Raw genomic sequence first — 17,838 nt, forward strand, 5'->3', positions numbered from 1 at the left:
TGCCCCACATGGACAGGTCTTCGCCGCCACCCGCGCTTGCTCCCCGGCCGCTCGGCCGGACCGGCCTGCTGGTCTCCCCGGTCTCGCTCGGCTGCGCGCCGCTCGGCAACATCCCGACGGCCTTCCCCTACGAGGTGCCGGAGGAGCGCGCGCTCGACGTGATCCGCGCCACGTTCCAGAGTCCGATCGCCTTTCTGGACACCGGCGCATCGTACGGCGACGGCGAGAGCGAGCGGCGCATCGGCATCGTGCTGCGCGAGCTGGGCGGCGTGCCGGACGGCTACGTGCTGGCGACCAAGGTTGACCGCGACCTGCACACGGGCGACTTCAGCGGCGCGCAGATCGAGCGGTCGCTGGAGCGCAGCCTCAGGCTGCTGGGCCTGGACCGGCTCGCGCTGGTCTACCTGCACGATCCGGAGCACACGACCTTCGAGGCGGCGATGGCGCCCGGCGGCCCGATGGATGTGCTGCGGCGCTTCCAGCAGCAGGGCGTCGTCGAGCATCTGGGGGTGGCGGGCGGCCCCATCGACATGCTGACGCGGTACGTCGAGACGGGCGCGTTCGAGGTGGCGATCACCCACAACCGCTTCACGCTGCTCAAGCGCGAGGCCGAGCCATTGCTCGACGTGTGCCAGGCGCGCGGGGTCGCCGTGGTCAACGCGGCGCCGTACGGCGGCGGCATGCTGGCCAAGGGGCCGTCCTCGTACCCGCGGTACCGCTACCGGCCGGCTCCTTCGGCCCTGCTGGAGCGGGCCGAGCAGATCGCCGCCCTCTGCGACGAGGCCGGCGTGCCGCTGGCTGCCGCCGCGCTGCAGTTCTCGATGCGGGATCCGCGCATCGCCTCGACTATCGTCGGGATGACGCGCGTCGAGCGCATCGCGGAGACGGTGGCCCTGGCGACGCACCCGATCCCGGACGCGCTGTGGACGGCCCTGGAGCCGTTGGCCCTCCCCGACGACCCGGCCTGAGCGGGGCGTTTCCCGACATTCCGCGCGCCGACTCCGACATTTCGTCAGGGGTCGGGCGGTCTTTACGTGCAAAACGCGCGGTCAGGGGCGGGCGGCGCGCTCCCGCGAGGCTGGCTGCACCGGCTGGCTCACCAGATCCAGCCGCAGCCGCGCCAGCTCCACCAGCGAGCGGATGATGTGATCCAGCCGGGCGCCCTTGGCCTGCCCGGCCGTGCGCGGCAGGTGGGTGACCCGCACCTCGGCCACCCGGAAGCCTGCCCGCCGGGCCTTGATCAGCAATTCTGGGCTGAGGGTGTGGCCGGTGCTGACCAGCCGCACGTCCTGGAGCAGCCGGCGTGGGAACAGCTTGAAGGCGCAATCCACGTCGCGGGCGGTGTACCCGAACAGGGTGTTGACCAGCAGGTTCCAGCCCCAGCCGTAGAAGCGCCGCACCAGCGGATCGGCGCGCGGACGCCGGAACCCGACCACCACATCCGCGCCGCTCAGGCGTGGCAGGAACCCCTCAAGCTCGTGCACGTCAAACTGGCGGTCGCCGTCCGTCAGGAAGACGTAGTCACGGGTGGCGGCAGCGAAGCCCGTCGCCAGGGTTGCGCCATACCCTCGGTTGACGGCGTGCGAGACCAGGCGGACGGCCGGGCGCTCCTGGCTCAACCCCTCCACGATCTGCGGGGTGGCGTCGTGGCTGCCGTCGTTGACGACGATGATCTCGTAGTCGTCGACGAGGCGTGCGAGCGTCTCGTCGAGCGCCTCGACGGTGCTGGCGATGATGCGCTCTTCGTTGTAGGCAGGAATGACCGCCGAAATGCTCGCCGCGGATCTGGCCACGCCGACTCCCAGGTTCCAGCAGGCGCAGCTCACCAGGAGAGGGGCGCGCTGCCGGGCCGGAGGGAGTATAGGCGAGCGCCGCCCCGGCCTCCAACGCCGCACCGTGGTCTCCCCGTGGTCGCGCGCGCTGACGGACCGGCTACCATCTGGCATCCGGTCTGGCGCGCGGCCAGACCCGTTGGAGAACCATGATGGTGTTCAACAGTCCCGAGCGCGTCGCCGAGCTCACCCCGAACAACCCGTTCGACCGCCTGGAAGACGGCCGGCCCGCCGTCTCCGAAGATCTCCTCCAGCGGGCGAAGCTCGTCTCGCCGGAGGAAGCATGGTCGGTGCTGGAGCGCCGCCACGGCTACAAGTTCCAGTTCACAGGCGGCTGGCACGTCCTGCACCCCAATCGCGTGCTGGTCGGTCGGGCGGTGACCGCCGTTTTCATGCCGCTGCGGCCAGACCTGGACGCCGTCGTCAACGCCTGGGGCGGCGCGAAGGGCTGGAGCGTGCGCCAGAACACCTGGGTCATCGACAACCTGATCAAGGACGACGTGGTCGTCGTCGACCTGTTCGGCAAGATCAAGGACGGCACCTTCGCGGGGGACAACCTCTCGACGGCGATCCAGGCTCGCACCGGCACCGGCATGGTCGTGGACGGCGCGATCCGCGACGCCCGCCAGATCGAGGAGCTGGACCCGTTCAACGCCTTCGTGCGGGGCATCGACCCGTCCGCCATCGCCGAGGTGACGCTCGTCGGGGTGAACGTGCCGATCCGCATCGGGGATGCGACGGTCCTGCCGGGCGACGTCGTGCTGGGCACCTCGGCCGGCGTGACCTTCATTCCCCCAGCACTGCTGGAGGAGATCGTCGTCCACTCGGAGGAGACGCGCCTGCGCGACGAGTTCGGCAAAACGCGGCTGGCCGAGGGCGCGTACTCGTCGTCGCGCATCGACACGCAGACCTGGGACGACGAGATCCAGGCGGACTACCTCCGCTGGAAGGAGCGGCGCGGCCGACCGTAGTACCCTGTACCCGCTCTGTGCTTCCTGGCGGCGAGGCCAGTGGGCTTCGCCGCGTCGAGCGCAACCACTGCCCGGAGGTGTGACGTGGATCTGAACGAGAGCCCGGAGCACCGGGCCTATCGCGCACGGGTGCGCGCCTGGTTCGAGCAGCACCGGCCCGGCTCGCTGGACACCTTTGAGGACCGGCGGGCGTGGCACCGCACCCTCTACGATGCCGGCTTCGTCGGGATGGGCTGGCCCAAGGCGTACGGCGGCCAGGACGCCAGCCCCATCGAGCAGGCCATCGTCGGCGAGGAGATGGTCCGCGCCCAGGTGCCGGGGACCATCAACGCGCTGGGCATCGGGTTCATCGGGCCGACGCTCATCGCGCACGGGACCGAGGCGCAGAAGCAGCGGTACGTCAAGAAGATCCTGACGGCCGAGGAGCTGTGGTGCCAGTTGTACTCTGAGCCGGGGTCGGGATCGGACCTCGCCAGCCTCAAGACGACGGCCGTCCGTGACGGCGATCACTACGTCGTCAACGGCCAGAAGGTCTGGTCGAGCCAGGCCTACAACGCCGACTACGCCATCCTGCTGGCCCGCACCGACCCGACGGCCCCGAAGCACAAGGGGATCTCCTACTTCATCCTCGACATGCGCGCGCCGGGCGTCGACGTGCGCCGGCTGAAGCAGATCACCGGCAGCTCGGAGTTCTGCGAGGAGTTCCTGACGGACGTTCGCATCCCCGTCGAGAACCGCATCGGCGAGGAAGGACAGGGCTGGGAGCTGGCCCAGACGACGCTCGGCTTCGAGCGCGGCGGCAACCTGCTGGCGCGGGTGACGGCCCACAAGCTGACGATCAACCGGCTGATCGAGGTCTGCAAGACGCTGCCACGCAACGGCGGCGTCGCCATCGACGATCCGCTGGTGCGCCAGAAGATCGGGAAGATGCTGGCCGAGGTCGAGGTGCTGCGCTACGCCGGCCTGCGCCTGCTCTCGAAGCTGGAGAAGGGGCAGCGGCCGGGTCCAGAATCGTCCGTGGACAAGCTCTACTACAGCGAGATGGACAAGCGGCACCAGGAGCTGATCCTCGAGATCCTCGGGCCGTTCGGGCAGCTGTTCGAAGGCGGGCCGCCCGAGGTGGCGCTGAACCTCCGCTCGACGCGCGAGGACGAAGGCTCGTGGGCCTACAACTACCTCTGGTCGCGCGCGGGGACCATCTACTCGGGGTCGTCGGAGATCCAGAAGAACATCATCGGCGAGCGCGTGCTGAAGCTGCCGCGCGAGCCGCGCGCCGACCGCATGGCACGGGCCTGAAGGAGGCGACGGCCGTGGACTTTGATTTCACCGAAGAACAATTGATGCTGCGGGGGCTGGCGCGCGAGCTGCTGACCGCCGAGTGCCCCCCGACCGAGGTCCGCGCCCAGATGGAGGACGCCCGGGGGTACAGCCCGTCGCTCTGGCGGCAGCTTGCCGAGACCGGCCTGCTCGGGATCGCCGTGGACGAGGCGCACGGCGGACAGGCGCTCGGGATGGTCGAGCTGGCGCTGGTGCTGGAGGAGATGGGGCGGGCGGCCTACCCCGGGCCGTACCTCCCGACCGTCGTGCTGGCCGCCTCTGCGCTGGCGGCCGGCGGCAGCCGCGCCCAGCTCGACCGCTACCTGACGGGCATCGCCGATGGCAGCGTCGTCGCGACGCTGGCCCTGATGGAAGATCGGCTGGCGGCCGGCCCGGAGGGCATCGAGCTGCGGGCGCGGGCGCAGGGCGGCGAGTACGTCCTGACGGGCCACAAGCGGTTCGTGCCGTTCGGGCACGTGGCGGACCTGATCCTGGTGGCCGCCCGCACGTCGGAGGCCACCGACCCGCGCGCGGGCGTCACGATCTTCGCGCTGGACAGGGACACCCCGGGCATCTCGCACCAGCCGAACGTGCAGATCGACCTGACCAACAAGACCTCGACCCTCACGCTGGAGAACGTTCGGGTGGGGGCGGACGCGGTGGTCGGGCAGGTTGACGGCGGCTGGAAGATCCTGGACGGCGTGCTGCGGCGGGCGTCCGTGGCGGCGGCGGCCGTGATGCTCGGCTCGGCGCGCAAGTGCATGGAGCTGAGCGTCGAGTACGCGAAGGTCCGCGAGCAGTTCGGGCAGCCCATCGGCACGTTCCAGGCGATCAAGCACGCCTGCGCCGAGATGCTGGTGGAGGTCGAGAACGCTCACGGCGCAACCTACTACGCGGCCTGGGCGCTCGACGCGGCGGCTCCCGACGCGGCGTTCGCGGCGTCGGTGGCGAAGTCATACGTCGGCGAAGCGGCGCGGAAAGTCTGCGGCTCGGCGATCCAGGTGCATGGCGGCATCGGGTTCACCTGGGAGTACGACCTGCACCTGTACTTCAAGCAGGCGAAGCTGCTGGAGGCGCTGTACGGCGACGCCGAGCACCACCGCGAGCAGGTGCTGACGGAGATCCTGGCGCCGGCAGCGGTGCCGGCGCTGGCGTAGGTTCGAGGGGCCAGGGGGCAGGTTTCAGGGGAGAGGCGAGCATCAGACTGGCCCCGTCATCCCGATCGCGGCGAGGAACGAATACTCACCCTGTCATCCCGACCGCGGCGAGGAACGAGCGGAGTGGGATCTTCCTCAACCAGACAGCATCGAGTGCCGGGGAAGATCCCTCGACTGCACTCGTAAGCTCGTTCCGCTCGGGATGACGGGAGGGGTGCAAGCTCGTTCCGCTCAGGATGACGAGGCAGAAGGTCGCAGGGCTTGCCCTGACCTTGCCGAATGGGTCACTCCGCTCGAGATGACGGGAAATCCGCCAGCCTCAGTCTTGTGCAGGACGCGGCAGTCTTGTGCAGGACGCGGCGGTGGCGGGCGGGGGATACTCCCTCTGACAACATCGACACTGTGACACAATGCGCTGGATGGGCCGATGGGATCGGTGGGAGCCGGCGCAGAGGACTGGTGACCATGGGCGAGCATGCGAAAACGGTGAACAGCGTCGAGGAGCTGCGCGCGCTCGTCGGCGAGGAGATGGGCGTCAGCGGCTGGCTGACGATCACCCAGGAGCGCGTCAACGCCTTCGCCGAGGCGACCGGCGACCATCAGTGGATCCACGTCGACCTGGAGCGGGCGAGATCGTCGCCGATGGGCGGCCCCATCGCGCACGGCTACCTGACCCTCTCGCTGCTGCCGCTCCTGCGCGACCACGAGTGGCAGGGCGTGGACGTGGCGATGCCGACGAAGATGGTCATCAACTACGGCTCGAACCGGGTCCGATTCGTCAGCCCGGTGCCGGTCGGGGCGCGGATCAGGCTGCGCGTGAAGCTGCTCAGTGTCGACGAGGTCCAGCCGGGCGTGGTGCAGTCGGTCAGTCAGGCGACAGTCGAAATCGACGGCCAGGAGAAGCCGGCGATGGTGGCGGAGACGGTGGGCCGTACCTACCTCTGACCCGCCCGAGGACCTCTCCGACGTTCTTGGCGGCGCGGGCCGGCCGGCACCACAATCCTGTCGGGTTCGTTCTCTGTACCCGAGCACCCGACCAGCCGAGCACCGATGAGACAGCATCCGTCCAGGCGCGCATTTCTCCAGGTGGCAGTGGCGGCGCTCGCGGCGTCCTCGACGCTCGCGAGCGCCGGCTGTCAGGCTGTGAGCAGCGCGTTCGTGCCATCCGCGCCCGTGCTCGACGACGACGAGGAGCTGCCGGACCCGGCGCTCACGCGCCAGCCGCCGCCGCCGACCAGCACGCCGGTCCCGCCGCCCACCGAAGCCCCGCTGACCGGCCCCGGTGGCGCGCCGGCCATGGTGGCGCGGGCGGAAGGGCTCGGGCGCGATCCGACGCCCGGCCCGGCCCTGACGGTCGTCGTCCCGCCGACCCCGACGCCGCCCCCGCCGACCCCCCTCCCCACCGCCACGCCGCGCCCCCGTCCGACGCGCGCCATGCTGACCGTCCCCTACTACAGCCAGTTGAACATCGGCCGCCAGAACTACTGCCTGCCGACCTCCATCGCGATGATCGCCGACCGCTACGGGCGGCTGCCGTCTGACGTCTCCGGGACGCCAGACCGTGCGCCGGGCTTCGTGGCGGACATCGGCTACCGGCTGGCCCGTGAGCGCATCGCCGCCCTGGACTCCGACGGGTTCAAGGAGCTGTGGGAGGAGATCGGGACCGACCCGCTGGGCGGGCTGATCTGGAACGTGTTCGCCGCGAACGGCCGCGACCTGGCGGTCGGGATGTCGCCGGCCCTGGCGTATCTGGTGCTCTCGTTCGCCTTCGGCCTGACGCCGGTCCTCGGGACGCTGGAGGAGTGCCTCGTCGCCCTCGCGGACGACGTCCCCTCGATCCTCTTCGGCAGCTACGGGCCGCTCAAGCGGGTGGACGGGATGCCGGCCAACGCGGGCGGCTACGTCGGGGACCACGCCTTCGTGCTGGTCGGCATCGACTACGAGCGGGCGCTGATCAACGACCCCCTGCCCTCGGACAAGGTGCGCTACGCCGGCGAGCGGACCCGCGCGACGGCCTCGCTGCGAGCGGTCCGCTTCGATCTGGCGTCGGTGCGGCGGATGACGCGCGGGACGGACGGCGAGCCGCGCAGCGACTGCTTCATGATGCCGCCACCGGGGAGCGGCCCGTCACGCCCGTGAGACCGGCGGCGCAGCCCGCGGTGGGGAGGTCAACGACAGCCGCCATCTCGGCCCCCCGCCAGACCGCAACCCCGAGCAGCCCAGCAGCGGGCCGGGCTACGCCGTAGTCGGATCTTTTCTCTGGTGGCAAGAGTCTCAGACCGATGGAATACGTTCGCGGTCGGAGTTGTTGATAATCCCGACCGATGTGCTAGACTTCGGCGCTCGTGCGGTGGCGGCCTCACGTCCTGTTCCCCGTCGTTCGGCGTGGCAAGGGCCGTCTCACTCCACTCTCTGGAGCGTGCCCATGCTGCGATCCCGCACCCTGGCGTTCACCACCCACCGGCTCGGGCGATGGTGTCCGTCTGGTTGTTGTGCTATCGTGCGCGCATCGCGGCCCGCGGCGTCCGCCCGAGTCTCTCTTCACGTAGCGCCTCCCCTTCGACTGGCGACCGCTGCCTCGCTGCTGCGCGTCCGCCTCCCTGGGCTTGGGTGAGATGGGACGGTACCTCCTTGCGCGCACGCTCGCTGCCGTGCCGACGCTCTTTCTCCTGACGTTCGTCTGCTTCCTGCTGACCACCGCCGCGCGCGGCGATCCGGCCGTCGAGGCGCTGCGCCAGGGCGGCCAGGAGCCGACGCCCGAGGCTGTCGCACGCTTCCGCGCCGAGCGCGGCCTGGACGATCCGCTCCCCGTTCGCTACGTCCGCTGGCTCGGCGGGCTGGCGCAGGGCGATTTCGGCCGCTCGTTCCTCTCGGCGCGGACCGTCGGCGACATCATCGGCGAGAAGCTGATGCCGACCGTCTGGCTCGGGCTCTCGGCGTTCGCCGTGACCAGCGTGACGGGCATCACCCTGGGGGTGCTGTTCGGCCTGGCGCCGAACTCCCTGTTTGACCGCGTCGGCCGGGTCATCACCCTGTGGCTGGCGGCCATCCCGTCCTTCTGGCTGGCGTTGCTGCTGGTGACGTTCATCTCGGAGAAGGGCCGGCTGCTGCCGGTGGCCGGGTACGGCGGCATCCAGTACATGATCCTGCCGGTCATCGCGCTCTCGTGCGGGCCTGCCGCCGGGCTGATGCGGATCACCCGCAGCGCCGTCATCGAGGTCTGGCGGCAGGACTACGTCCGGACGGCCCGCGCCAAGGGGCTGGTGCAGCACCGGGTGGTGCTGCGGCACACCCTGCCGAACGCGATGCTTCCCGTCGTGACGTTGCTCGGGCTGCGCTTCGGGCAGTTGCTGGCGGGGGCCGTCGTCATCGAATCGATCTTCTCCTGGCCGGGCATGGGCACCGCCCTGATCCAGGCCATCTCCGGGCGCGACCTGCCGGTCATCGGCGCGTACGTGCTGATCGCCGGAGTGACGTTCGTGGTTGTGAACCTGCTCACCGACCTGAGCTACGGCCTACTCGATCCGCGCGTGCGGCTCGGCGGCGGCGAAGGGCGAGGGGGACGCTAGTGGCCGCCGAAGCGATTGCACTCCCAGTCGAGACTCGACGACCCAGGGCCACGCCGTCCTGGCTGAAGCTGCTCTCCAGCCGCCGCGCGCGCCCGGCCATCCTGCCGGGCATCATCCTGACGACCATCGTCGTGCTGGGCATGCTGGCGCCGTGGATCGCCCCGTACGATCCCGACATCATCGACATGCCCTCGGCCCTGGCCGATCCGAGCGCCGACTACTGGCTCGGCACCGACCAGTTGGGGCGCGACCAGCTCAGCCGGCTGCTCTACGGCGGCCAGACCACGATGACCGTCTCGGCCATCAGCACCATCGGGATCATCGCGATCGGGCTGGCGGTCGGGCTGATCGCCGGCTACTTCGGCGGGCACGTCGATCTGGTGATCTCGTCCCTGCTGACGGTGCTGCTGGCGCTGCCAAGCCTGCTGCTGAGCCTGGCGATCCTCGGCATCCTCGGGCCCGGCGACGGCAGCCTGCTGATCGCCCTGATCGCGGCGGGCTGGGCCGGCCACGCCCGGATCTTCCGGGCCTCGGTGCTCTCGTTGCGGGAGCAGCTCTACGTCGAGTCCGCCATCAGCCTCGGGGCCACGCCGGCCCGCATCCTGGTGCGGCACCTGATCCCGAATCTGCTCCCGACGGTCATCGTGCTGGCGACGCTCGACTTCGGGGCGCTGTTGCTGACCGTCTCCAGCCTCAGCTTCCTGGGGCTGGGCGTCCAGCCGCCGACGGCTGACTGGGGCGTGATGTTGAACGACGCGCGCCCGTACTTCAGCCAGGTGCCGATGCTGATGATCGTGCCTGGGGTGTGCATCGCCCTGGTGGCGATGACGAGCAACCTGCTCGGCGACGCCCTGCGCGACCTCATCGACGCAGGTCACCGCGACTAAACCTCGGAGGCGGCAGGCCGGGGGGAGGGCCTGCCGCCCCATGACCCGCGCCCCGACCGTTCACGGCCTGCGATCCGTTGTCTCGGCCGTTCCGATCTCGTGGAGGATCTGCTCGATGCGTAGCTCTGTCCCGTCCTGGCAACCGTCACGGCGGCGCATGCAGGCGTCCTGGCGCTTGCTCTCCGCCCTGTTCGCCCTGCTGCTCGTGGCAGGCTGTGCCGGCCAGCCGGCCGCGCCGAAGCCGGCTGCCCAGTCGTCCGAGTCGAAGCCCGCGGCTGGCGCGGCGACCGCCGCGCCGGCCAAGCCGGGCGAAGCGGCAAAGCCCGCTGAAGCCGCGAAGCCCGCTGAAGCCACGAAGCCGGCCGCTGCTGGCAAGCCGGGCGCGGCCGGGATGCCCGCGCCGCCGGCCACGCCGGTCCCAGGGCAGGCCCGCCCCGCCAACGAGCAACTGGCCGACAAGCAGGAGATCACCGTTGGCGTCTCCCGCAACCTCGTCAACGGCGAGCACGACTGGCTGAACGTCCATGCCAGCCTGCAGATCTGGGAGCCGCTGATCCGCTACGACGAGGAGCTGAAGGTCCAGCCGGGCCTCGCCGAGAAGTGGACGCTCAGCCCGGACGGCCTGACCTGGACCTTCAACCTCCGCAAGGACGTGAAGTTCTCGGACGGCTCGCAGTTCACGGCGGATGACGCCGTGGCCGTCATCAACCGCTACAAGGGCGTCAGCGGCTGGCCCTCGGGCTTCCTGGGCGGCATCGACTTCAAGGAGATCTACGGCGAGCCGACGGCCATCGAGAAGATCGACGACTACACGTTCAAGATCGTGTACCCGTCGCCGCGCCCGCTGCTGCCGTACTCGATGTCCAACCACTACAGCGCGATGTACTCGCGCAACAGCTGGCTGGACAACCTGGACTTCAAGCCGAACCTGCCGATCGGCTCGGGCCGCTTCAAGCTGGTGGACTGGAAGCGCGACCAGTACATCATCCTCGAGCGCAACGAGGGGTACACCCGCCCGGACAAGGCGACGCTGACGAAGATCACGCTCAAGTACTACTCGAACGCCAATGCGCGGCTGGCGGCGCTCAAGTCGGGCGAGATCGACGCACTGGTGGAGCTTGGCTCGGTGTTGCCGGTCCAGGCCCGTGAGCTCTCGGCGGACTCGAACTACACGGTGGCGCAGCACGCCTCATCCTGCACCACCTACCTGGGCTACAACGGCACCAAGGCCCCGTTCAACAACGTCAAGCTGCGGCAGGCCGTCGATTCGGCCATCGACCGCGCGGCGTTCGTGCGGGATCTGAACTACGGCTACACCCTGCCCGGCAAGGGCGTCATGATCCAGCCGAACACGACGTGGTTCAACCCGGACCCGTCCGCGCACACCAAGTTCGACATGGCCCAGGCGACGGCCCTGGCGAAGGAAGCGCTCAACGGCGGCCGGGCGAAGGTGGTGCTGGCGTTCACGCCGCCCACGGAAGGCATCGGCAACTGGCCCTACCCGCAGATGGGGGCGTACTTCCAGCAGCTGTTCCGGCCGCTCGGCCTGGATGTCGAGCTGAAGCAGCAGGAGACGGCGGCCCTGAACGAGACGCGCAAGAACGGCGAGTTCGACCTGGTCATCGCCAACAACTGCTGGGCCAGCGGCGATCCGAACTACATCCTGCGTCGGCTGACCCACTCGAAGTCAGCGCTGCAGGCCCCGGGCGTCCAGAACGGCGGGTACAGCAACCCCGAGGTCGACAAGATGCTGGATCAGGCGATGGTGGAGATCGACCCGGCGAAGCAGAAGGAGCTGTACTTCAAGATCCAGCAGATCGGACAGCAGGAGGTGGCGCTCTCGACGCTGTACGATCAGGTGACGATCACGGCGGCGAAGGCGAACATCAAGGGACTGAGCCAGCGGATCGCCTACGCGCCGACGTTCGACACGATGTACGTGGTGAAGTAGGGACGGACGGCCCTCACCCCCAACCCAGTCGAGCCACCGGGCCTGTGCGCGGGGGAGGGAGCGAATAATCGGCCTGGGGGCGGAGGGCACGCCCTGGGTTCAACGTGCTGATGTCATCGTGAGTGAAGCGAGCTTGCGAGCGGAACGAAGGACCTCACCCGCTGACCGTCAACGTGCCATCGCCTGCTGACCATCAGCGCTACCTCACCCGCTGACGCGAATGTTGACGGTCAGCGGGTGAGGCCCTTCGCTGCGCTCAGGATGACATGAGATGTTGCATGCTCTGCACGCGACGACGGTCAGGCAGCCTGGTCGCGGGCCAGCTCATCGGCCAGTTGATCGAACGTGCCGCCGTACCCCTGCTGCATGCTCTCGAGGAGGTCCACGAAGGCGGCGCGCTCCTCGGCGGTGGCGTTGATCGGCGTCACCTGGAGCCTGAGCACGGTCCGCTGGCCCTGCGCTTCGAGCGTGATCGTGTTGAGGATCTCCAGGGGCACGGTCTGGCTGAACGGGGCGCGCACGAGGTTGCCATCCGGGTCCGAGAACGTGTTGACCCAGACGATGCGCTCCGGCTCGACGATCTCGCGGTAGAGGAACTGGCCCCACATCTCGTGACCCTCAGAGTGGACCATGCGGTAGTGAAAGACGCCGCCCGGCCGGCAGTCGAGCCGCTTGACCTGGACCTCGAACCCGGCCGGCCCCCACCACCGGGCCAGCCGCTCGGCCTCGGCGAAGGCGCGGAAGACGAGTTCGCGCGGGGCGTCGTAGGTCCGCGTCATCGAGAGGGCCGGCGACTCGGGGCTCGGGTTGGCCGAGAACGTGGCGTCACTCGGGGTCGACGGGGGGTTGGGCATCGGGCTGCTCCTGCTGCTGAATCGCCGTGAGGTAGGTGTCCAGGCGGTCGAGCCGCTCATCCCAGAGGTCGCGGTAGGCGTCGAGCCAGCTCGCGACCTCGCGGAAAGGGGCCGGCTGCAAGCGGCAGGGCCGCCACTGGGCCGCGCGCCCGCGCACGATCAGGCCGGCCCGCTCCAGCACGGACAGGTGCTTGGAGACGGCCGGCAGACTCATGGCGAACGGGGCCGCCAGCTCGGTGACGGTGACCTGGCCATCGGCCAGACGCGCGAGGATGGCCCGGCGCGTCGGATCGGCCAGGGCCGCGAAGACGAGGCTGAGACGGTCGGCCGGCGCCGCTGACTTAACCATCTGGTTACTTACCTCATTGGTAAAATACAACGGGCGGCCGGCCTTTGTCAACAGGGTGCTGGCGGGACGGTTGGAGCCTGCACGCCGACGGGCTGCCGTGAGAGATGGCATCTCGCCCGCCCGAGATTCCGCACGCAGTTCAGCGCGGGCGGTTTCAGGCAGAACGGCCCATGCAGGGCATCAGGCGCAATTGTCCATGTCATCCCGCGCAAAGCATGCAACGTCCCATGTCATCCCGCGCAAAGCATGCAGCGTCCCATGTCATCCTGAGCGCAGCGAGCTTGCGAGCACAGCGAAGGATCTCACCCACTTGTGCGACGGTTGAAGGTCAGCAAGACTAGTGGCTCGGCAGGCGTGAAGCGCAGGGTCGTTCGGTGCCCATCGTCATCCCGACCGCGGCGAGGAACGACCTCCCGTCCGTCATCCCGACCGCGGCGAGGAACGAGCGGAGCGAAGGGATCTTCTCCTTCTGTAACGTGAGGAAGATCCCTCGACTTCGTTCGCACGCTCACGTCGCTCGGGATGACAGCGGAAGCGTCGAGTGACCCGACCCGGTCGTTCACGACTGACAGGCCATTCGCTCAGCATCTGCCAGCGAGGCTAGCTCAACGGCTGCCAGCGGCGCTTCCCCTCGACCCGCACGATGCCGCCAAATCCCGGCGCCGGGTAGTGGCCGGCCGCGATGGTCAGCCCCTCCTGCTCGACGCGCTCGAAGATGCTGGCACGGGTCCGTGCGGACTGCGCTGGATCGGTGTCGTAGCGGGGCGACCACTCCGGATGCACCAGTTGCGCCAGCGTGTGCGAGGCGTCGCCCATGACCAGTACCTTCTCGTCGCCCGACGCGATCAGCACGGACTGGTGGCCCGGCGTGTGGCCGGGCGTCAAGATGGTCGAGATGCCGGCGCTGATGGTCTGGCCGCCGTCAAGCAGATCGAGCAGGCCGGCCTCCTCGATGGGGTCGGCGCAGAGGGCGATGACGGCCCGCTCGCGCTTGATCTCGGGCTGCTGGAAGTAGTCCCAGTCCTGGCGCTGCACCACGTAGCGGGCGTTCTTGAAGGTCGGGACGGGCCTGCCGTCAAGGTCGATGGTGTTGCCGCCGAGGTGGTCGCCGTGCAGATGGGTGATGATGACCCGGCCGATCTCGTCGGGGCGGACGTTGGCGCGCTCAAGCTCGGGGAAGAGGCCGCCGCCAGGGCTGTCAGGGCGGTTGCCGTAGCCCGTATCGACGAGGGTCCAGAGGTCGCCCTCGCGGATCAGGTACGAGCCGTAGTTGATCGGGATGTTGCCGTCGGCATCGAGGTACTCGCCGAGAGACGCCCACGCGGAGGCGGGAACGTCTGGCAGCATATCGGCAGGGGCTGTCGCGCCGGTCCCGTCCGAGAGCGCAATGATGGAGATGGCGCCAACCTTGAGCGTCGGCTGTGACATCGTGCATTCCTCCAGGTCAGATGCGCCGACAGGGTAGGCTGCTGGCGCCGCCGGCCGCCATGCGTTAGTGGATCAGTGCATGACGCCCTGACCGCGCCGAGCTCTTCTCGTTCCTGGCCCAGACGCCGCCCGAGGCCCTCTTCGACGTGATGCTGGAAGCCAGGGCCGAGGAGCGGGCGTTGTTCGCCATCCGCACGGCGCTGGACGTGACCATCGCCGGGTGACCAGCGTGCGGCGACAGCCAGAAAGCTTCGTGGGCATTGCGCCCTCCGCGTCACGAAGCGACAGCATGATGGTAGACGGGGGTTTCAACCCCCGACATTGCTCAGCGCGCGAACGCCTCGATCCGGTCCCGGTTGAAGTCCGGCGACACATGCTCCTCGTAGATGCAGGCCTGGAGCCAGTCCGTCACTGCCTCACCTGCGGGCGCGGTCGCGAGCAGCGCGGCAAGCCCGAGGCTGGCCGCCCCGAGGTACTCGCGGTACGTCCGCGCCACATCGGGATCGGCGTCGAGCCACCCGACGACCTCGTCGGCTGGGCGCCGCGCGCGAGGATCGGTCAGCAGCGCCGCGAGTCCACGCTCTGCCGCTTCGACTCCCGCCCACAGGCTCCGCCCGCCGAGCCGGCCCAGAAACGCTCGTGCCACCAGGCTGTGGGCGTCCAGCCAGAGCCGCGCGCGGTCCGGCCCGAGCCAGAGCGTCGCCGCGACCAGCATCAGGGCATGGTGCCGGACCATGCTGTACGTTCCGTCGGGCGGGTTCGGCACGTACAACTGGAGCACGTCGTTCGCGATGCCGACCCACTGGCGCTCGCCGCTTCTGACAAGCTGCCACAGGCCATCCGTCGCGCGGCCGGGATCGCCCGCCGAGGCGCACCAGCCGGCCAGCATCGCGCCCCAGTCCGCGACGAACTCGATGGTGACCCGGCCATCCGTGCCACGTAGCGGCCAGGCTGGGATCAGGCTGCCGCCGCGCGCCGTGGCCGGCGCCGCCAGCCGAGCCGTGACCTGGACGCCGCCGGCCGTCTCCGGCCCCGGTCGGAGCAGCGCCTCGGTGTGCGGTCGGGCCGCCCGCACGATCTCTTGCGCCCGCGTCTCGTCGAGCCGAGCGGCAGCCCCGAGCAGGTCGTAGAACTCGCGCACGCTCATCGTGTCACCCCGGATACTCCCCTATCCAAATCCAACCCGACGGCCGGCCTTCAGCACCAGCAGCCGGGGCGGGTGCGCCGCCACCGCCTCCGCGCCGTTCTCGGCGTCTACCACCACCAGGTCGGCCGCGGCTCCTACCTCCACGCGCACCGGCTCCAGCCCGAGCAGGCCGCTGTTCACGTCGGTGATCGTCTCCAGCGTCCGCAGCAGCCCGGCATCGGTTCGTAGATTGTTCCGGTAGGCTACCAGGAACGCCTTCTCCAGCACGTCCCCTCGCGCGAACGGCGACCACGAATCGTGGACGTTGTCCGAGCCGATCCCCAGCCGCACCCCGGCCGCCCAGAGCGCCGGCGCGGGAGGGACCGCCGCTGCGCCTGAGGCCGCCGTGATCGCCGAGACGCCCGCGCGCGCCATCCGCTCCAGCACCGGCTGGACCTCCCCGAGCGGCCGATCTCCCAGCGCGAAGGCGTGGCTCACCGCCACCTTGCCGCCGTAGCCCGTCTGCTCGGTCCAGGCGCAGATCCGCCCGATCTCGAACAGGCCGAGCGTGCCGCCATCGTGCAGGTGGATGTCGATGTCCGCGCCGAGCCGAGGGGCCAGCGTGAACAACAGCCGAAGGTGCGCCTCGATGTCGCCGTCGTAGCCGGCCGGGTCCAGGCCCCCGAGGACCGTGCAGCCCATCCGCAGCGACTCTTCCAGCAGCCCGGCCACGCCCGGCGCGATCGCGCCGTCCTGCGGAAAGGCTACCAGTTGGATGTCCAGGTCGCCGGCGAAGCGCTCGCGGACCTGGAGCAGCGTCTCCACCGACGACAGCCCCAGGCCGGGCGTCACGTCGGCATGGCTCCGCAGCGCCAGCGTCCCGAAGCGCCGAGCCGACTCGGCCAGCGCCGTTGCGCGGTCCAGCACGGTGCGCGTCGTCCGGTTCTTGAGGAGGTCTTCGGCGGCGGCCACGCGCTCGGCCAGGGTGCGCGTCTCCGGCAGCCCGATCCACGGCTCGCCCATCAGCGTCTTGTCAAGGTGCATGTGGGCATCGACGAAGCGCGGCAGCACCACGCGCCCGCCACCGTCGTAGAGAACCTCACCCCCCGGCCCCCGGAGAAGGCCCTCACCCCCCGGCCCCCTCTCCCTGTGCGCGGGAGAGGGGGAGACACGAAACTCTCGTGCGTCTCCCCCTCTCCCGCGCACAGGGAGAGGGGGCCGGGGGGTGAGGGCCTTCTCCGGGGGCCGGGGGGTGAGGGCCTCCCGGGGGGTGAGGTCAACGATCCGCCCGTCCGCGATCCCGATGCTGACCGGGCCGCTGCCGTCCGGCAGCCGCACGTTCGTCAGGCGCAGCCGCTCAGCCATGCGCGCAATCCTCCCCGTCCCTGTCCTCTGCTCCGTCATCCGCGCCCGATGATAGCGTTCATCGCCGCTACAATTCGTCGGGCAGACTGCGCGCTCCACAGGGAGGTGGCCCCATGCCGGCGCTTGGCGACTACGCCCCGTACTCTGGGCCAGACACGCCACTGATGCTGCTCGGGCGCGAGCCGGGGGTGGACGGGCTCTACGGCCGGCCCACGCCCGACGAGCCGCTCCCACGTGACCCTGGCAACCCGGCCCTCTGGCTGCCCGGCCAGGGCCGCGCCAACGCCTGCGGCACCACCACCCTCGCCTACGTCCTGCGCTACCTGCTGGGCGAGCGCGCGCCCGACCGTCCGCGCCTGGACCGCGCCATCCGCCGCGCCGATATCTTCTCCGCGCCAGCCTTGCTGGTCGAGTGCGCCCTCCGGCTCAGCCTGCCCGCGACGGCCTACAACGGTATCGATCTCGACTTCGTCCTGGGCCTCGTGGACCGCGACATCCCCGTCATGGTCCTCGTCGACACCACCCCGCTCGACCTGACCGACACCGCGAACCTGCACTGGGTCTGCGTCGTCGCGCACCACGAGGACCGCATCGGCATCTATAACCCGCACGGCTTCCAGCAGGAGCTGGACCGAGCCAGCTTCGAGCAGTGCTGGAGCGAGGCCCGACTCTTCGGGCTGCCGGCCTGGAGCCGGTTCGCCATCGCGGTGGCCCGGCCCGGCACGCAGCTTCCCGATGCGCCCTCCGGCGGCCTCTCGGCGCTCGGCGCGAACTGGGCCGCGAAGGGAGTCGCCGGCGTAGTGAACCAGTCCGTGACGCTGCGCAGCCGCATCGGCGGAGGCGGCGGGACGGGCCAGACGCTCTCGGCGTTCCCGGGCGCGCTCGGGCTGCTCAAGCCGGCCGCGCAGACGGTCGCCGGGGCGGCGCTGCTGCTGGGCGCGGCGCTGGTACGACGATAAGCGGCGATCTCAGGGGAACGAACGCTGTAGCGCGGGGGCTTGAGATCGCCTGCACGGGGAGAGCGTCCGGCGC

General features: G+C 69.9%; 16 protein-coding genes. 10 read left to right on the forward strand and 6 right to left on the reverse strand.

Annotated elements, in window-relative coordinates:
- Positions 1–8 precede the first annotated feature (8 nt).
- Positions 9–968 (forward strand): aldo/keto reductase, encoded by a 960-nt coding sequence (locus IT306_19765; GenBank protein ID MCC7370667.1) that lies wholly within the window; start codon positions 9–11, stop codon positions 966–968.
- Between the two features lie 81 nt (positions 969–1,049).
- Here IT306_19765 and IT306_19770 read toward each other — a convergent pair whose 3' ends face one another.
- Positions 1,050–1,946, reverse strand: a complete 897-nt coding sequence (locus IT306_19770; GenBank protein ID MCC7370668.1) for a glycosyltransferase family 2 protein — start codon at positions 1,944–1,946, stop codon at positions 1,050–1,052.
- A 38-nt stretch (positions 1,947–1,984) separates the two neighbouring features.
- On the opposite strand from IT306_19770, the gene IT306_19775 reads away from it, so the two are divergent.
- The 8 genes from IT306_19775 (at position 1,985) to IT306_19810 (ending at position 11,684) form a co-directional block, all read left to right on the forward strand.
- Positions 1,985–2,803, forward strand: coding sequence for an RraA family protein (locus IT306_19775; GenBank protein MCC7370669.1), 819 nt, complete (start codon positions 1,985–1,987; stop codon positions 2,801–2,803).
- 84 nt (positions 2,804–2,887) lie between these two features.
- Entirely contained in the window at positions 2,888–4,099 is a 1,212-nt protein-coding gene (locus tag IT306_19780) for an acyl-CoA dehydrogenase family protein (GenBank protein ID MCC7370670.1), read from the forward strand.
- A gap of 14 nt (positions 4,100–4,113) precedes the next feature.
- Positions 4,114–5,277, forward strand: coding sequence for an acyl-CoA/acyl-ACP dehydrogenase (locus IT306_19785; protein ID MCC7370671.1), 1,164 nt, complete (start codon positions 4,114–4,116; stop codon positions 5,275–5,277).
- A gap of 465 nt (positions 5,278–5,742) precedes the next feature.
- On the forward strand, positions 5,743–6,222 hold the full coding sequence (locus IT306_19790; protein ID MCC7370672.1) for a MaoC family dehydratase: 480 nt from the start codon (positions 5,743–5,745) through the stop codon (positions 6,220–6,222).
- A 105-nt stretch (positions 6,223–6,327) separates the two neighbouring features.
- Entirely contained in the window at positions 6,328–7,416 is a 1,089-nt protein-coding gene (locus IT306_19795) for a hypothetical protein (protein ID MCC7370673.1), read from the forward strand.
- A 476-nt stretch (positions 7,417–7,892) separates the two neighbouring features.
- Positions 7,893–8,846 (forward strand): ABC transporter permease, encoded by a 954-nt coding sequence (locus IT306_19800; GenBank protein ID MCC7370674.1) that lies wholly within the window; start codon positions 7,893–7,895, stop codon positions 8,844–8,846.
- Positions 8,846–9,733 carry an ABC transporter permease gene (locus IT306_19805; GenBank protein MCC7370675.1) on the forward strand — a complete coding sequence of 296 codons (888 nt, stop codon included), beginning with the start codon at positions 8,846–8,848 and terminating at the stop codon, positions 9,731–9,733. The genes IT306_19800 and IT306_19805 overlap by 1 nt, the downstream gene beginning before the upstream one ends.
- Before the next feature lie 115 nt (positions 9,734–9,848).
- Positions 9,849–11,684 (forward strand): ABC transporter substrate-binding protein, encoded by a 1,836-nt coding sequence (locus tag IT306_19810; GenBank protein ID MCC7370676.1) that lies wholly within the window; start codon positions 9,849–9,851, stop codon positions 11,682–11,684.
- A gap of 299 nt (positions 11,685–11,983) precedes the next feature.
- Here IT306_19810 and IT306_19815 read toward each other — a convergent pair whose 3' ends face one another.
- The 5 genes from IT306_19815 to IT306_19835 form a co-directional block, all read right to left on the reverse strand.
- A complete protein-coding gene (locus IT306_19815; protein ID MCC7370677.1) occupies positions 11,984–12,538 on the reverse strand; it encodes an SRPBCC domain-containing protein in 555 nt (184 codons plus the stop codon).
- On the reverse strand, positions 12,510–12,887 hold the full coding sequence (locus IT306_19820; GenBank protein MCC7370678.1) for a helix-turn-helix transcriptional regulator: 378 nt from the start codon (positions 12,885–12,887) through the stop codon (positions 12,510–12,512). Before IT306_19820 ends, IT306_19815 begins: the two co-directional genes overlap by 29 nt.
- Before the next feature lie 600 nt (positions 12,888–13,487).
- Positions 13,488–14,315: an MBL fold metallo-hydrolase gene (locus IT306_19825; protein ID MCC7370679.1), complete on the reverse strand. Its 828-nt coding sequence runs from the start codon at positions 14,313–14,315 to the stop codon at positions 13,488–13,490.
- 325 nt (positions 14,316–14,640) lie between these two features.
- Entirely contained in the window at positions 14,641–15,462 is an 822-nt protein-coding gene (locus IT306_19830; protein ID MCC7370680.1) for a hypothetical protein, read from the reverse strand.
- Between the two features lie 21 nt (positions 15,463–15,483).
- Positions 15,484–16,515, reverse strand: coding sequence for an amidohydrolase family protein (locus tag IT306_19835; protein ID MCC7370681.1), 1,032 nt, complete (start codon positions 16,513–16,515; stop codon positions 15,484–15,486).
- 404 nt (positions 16,516–16,919) lie between these two features.
- Between IT306_19835 and IT306_19840 the strand changes: the two genes are divergently transcribed.
- Entirely contained in the window at positions 16,920–17,765 is an 846-nt protein-coding gene (locus IT306_19840; protein ID MCC7370682.1) for a hypothetical protein, read from the forward strand.
- The last annotated feature ends 73 nt before the right edge of the window (positions 17,766–17,838 follow it).

The sequence above is a fragment of the Chloroflexota bacterium genome, assembly GCA_020850535.1.
GTDB lineage: Bacteria > Chloroflexota > UBA6077 > UBA6077 > JACCZL01 > JADZEM01.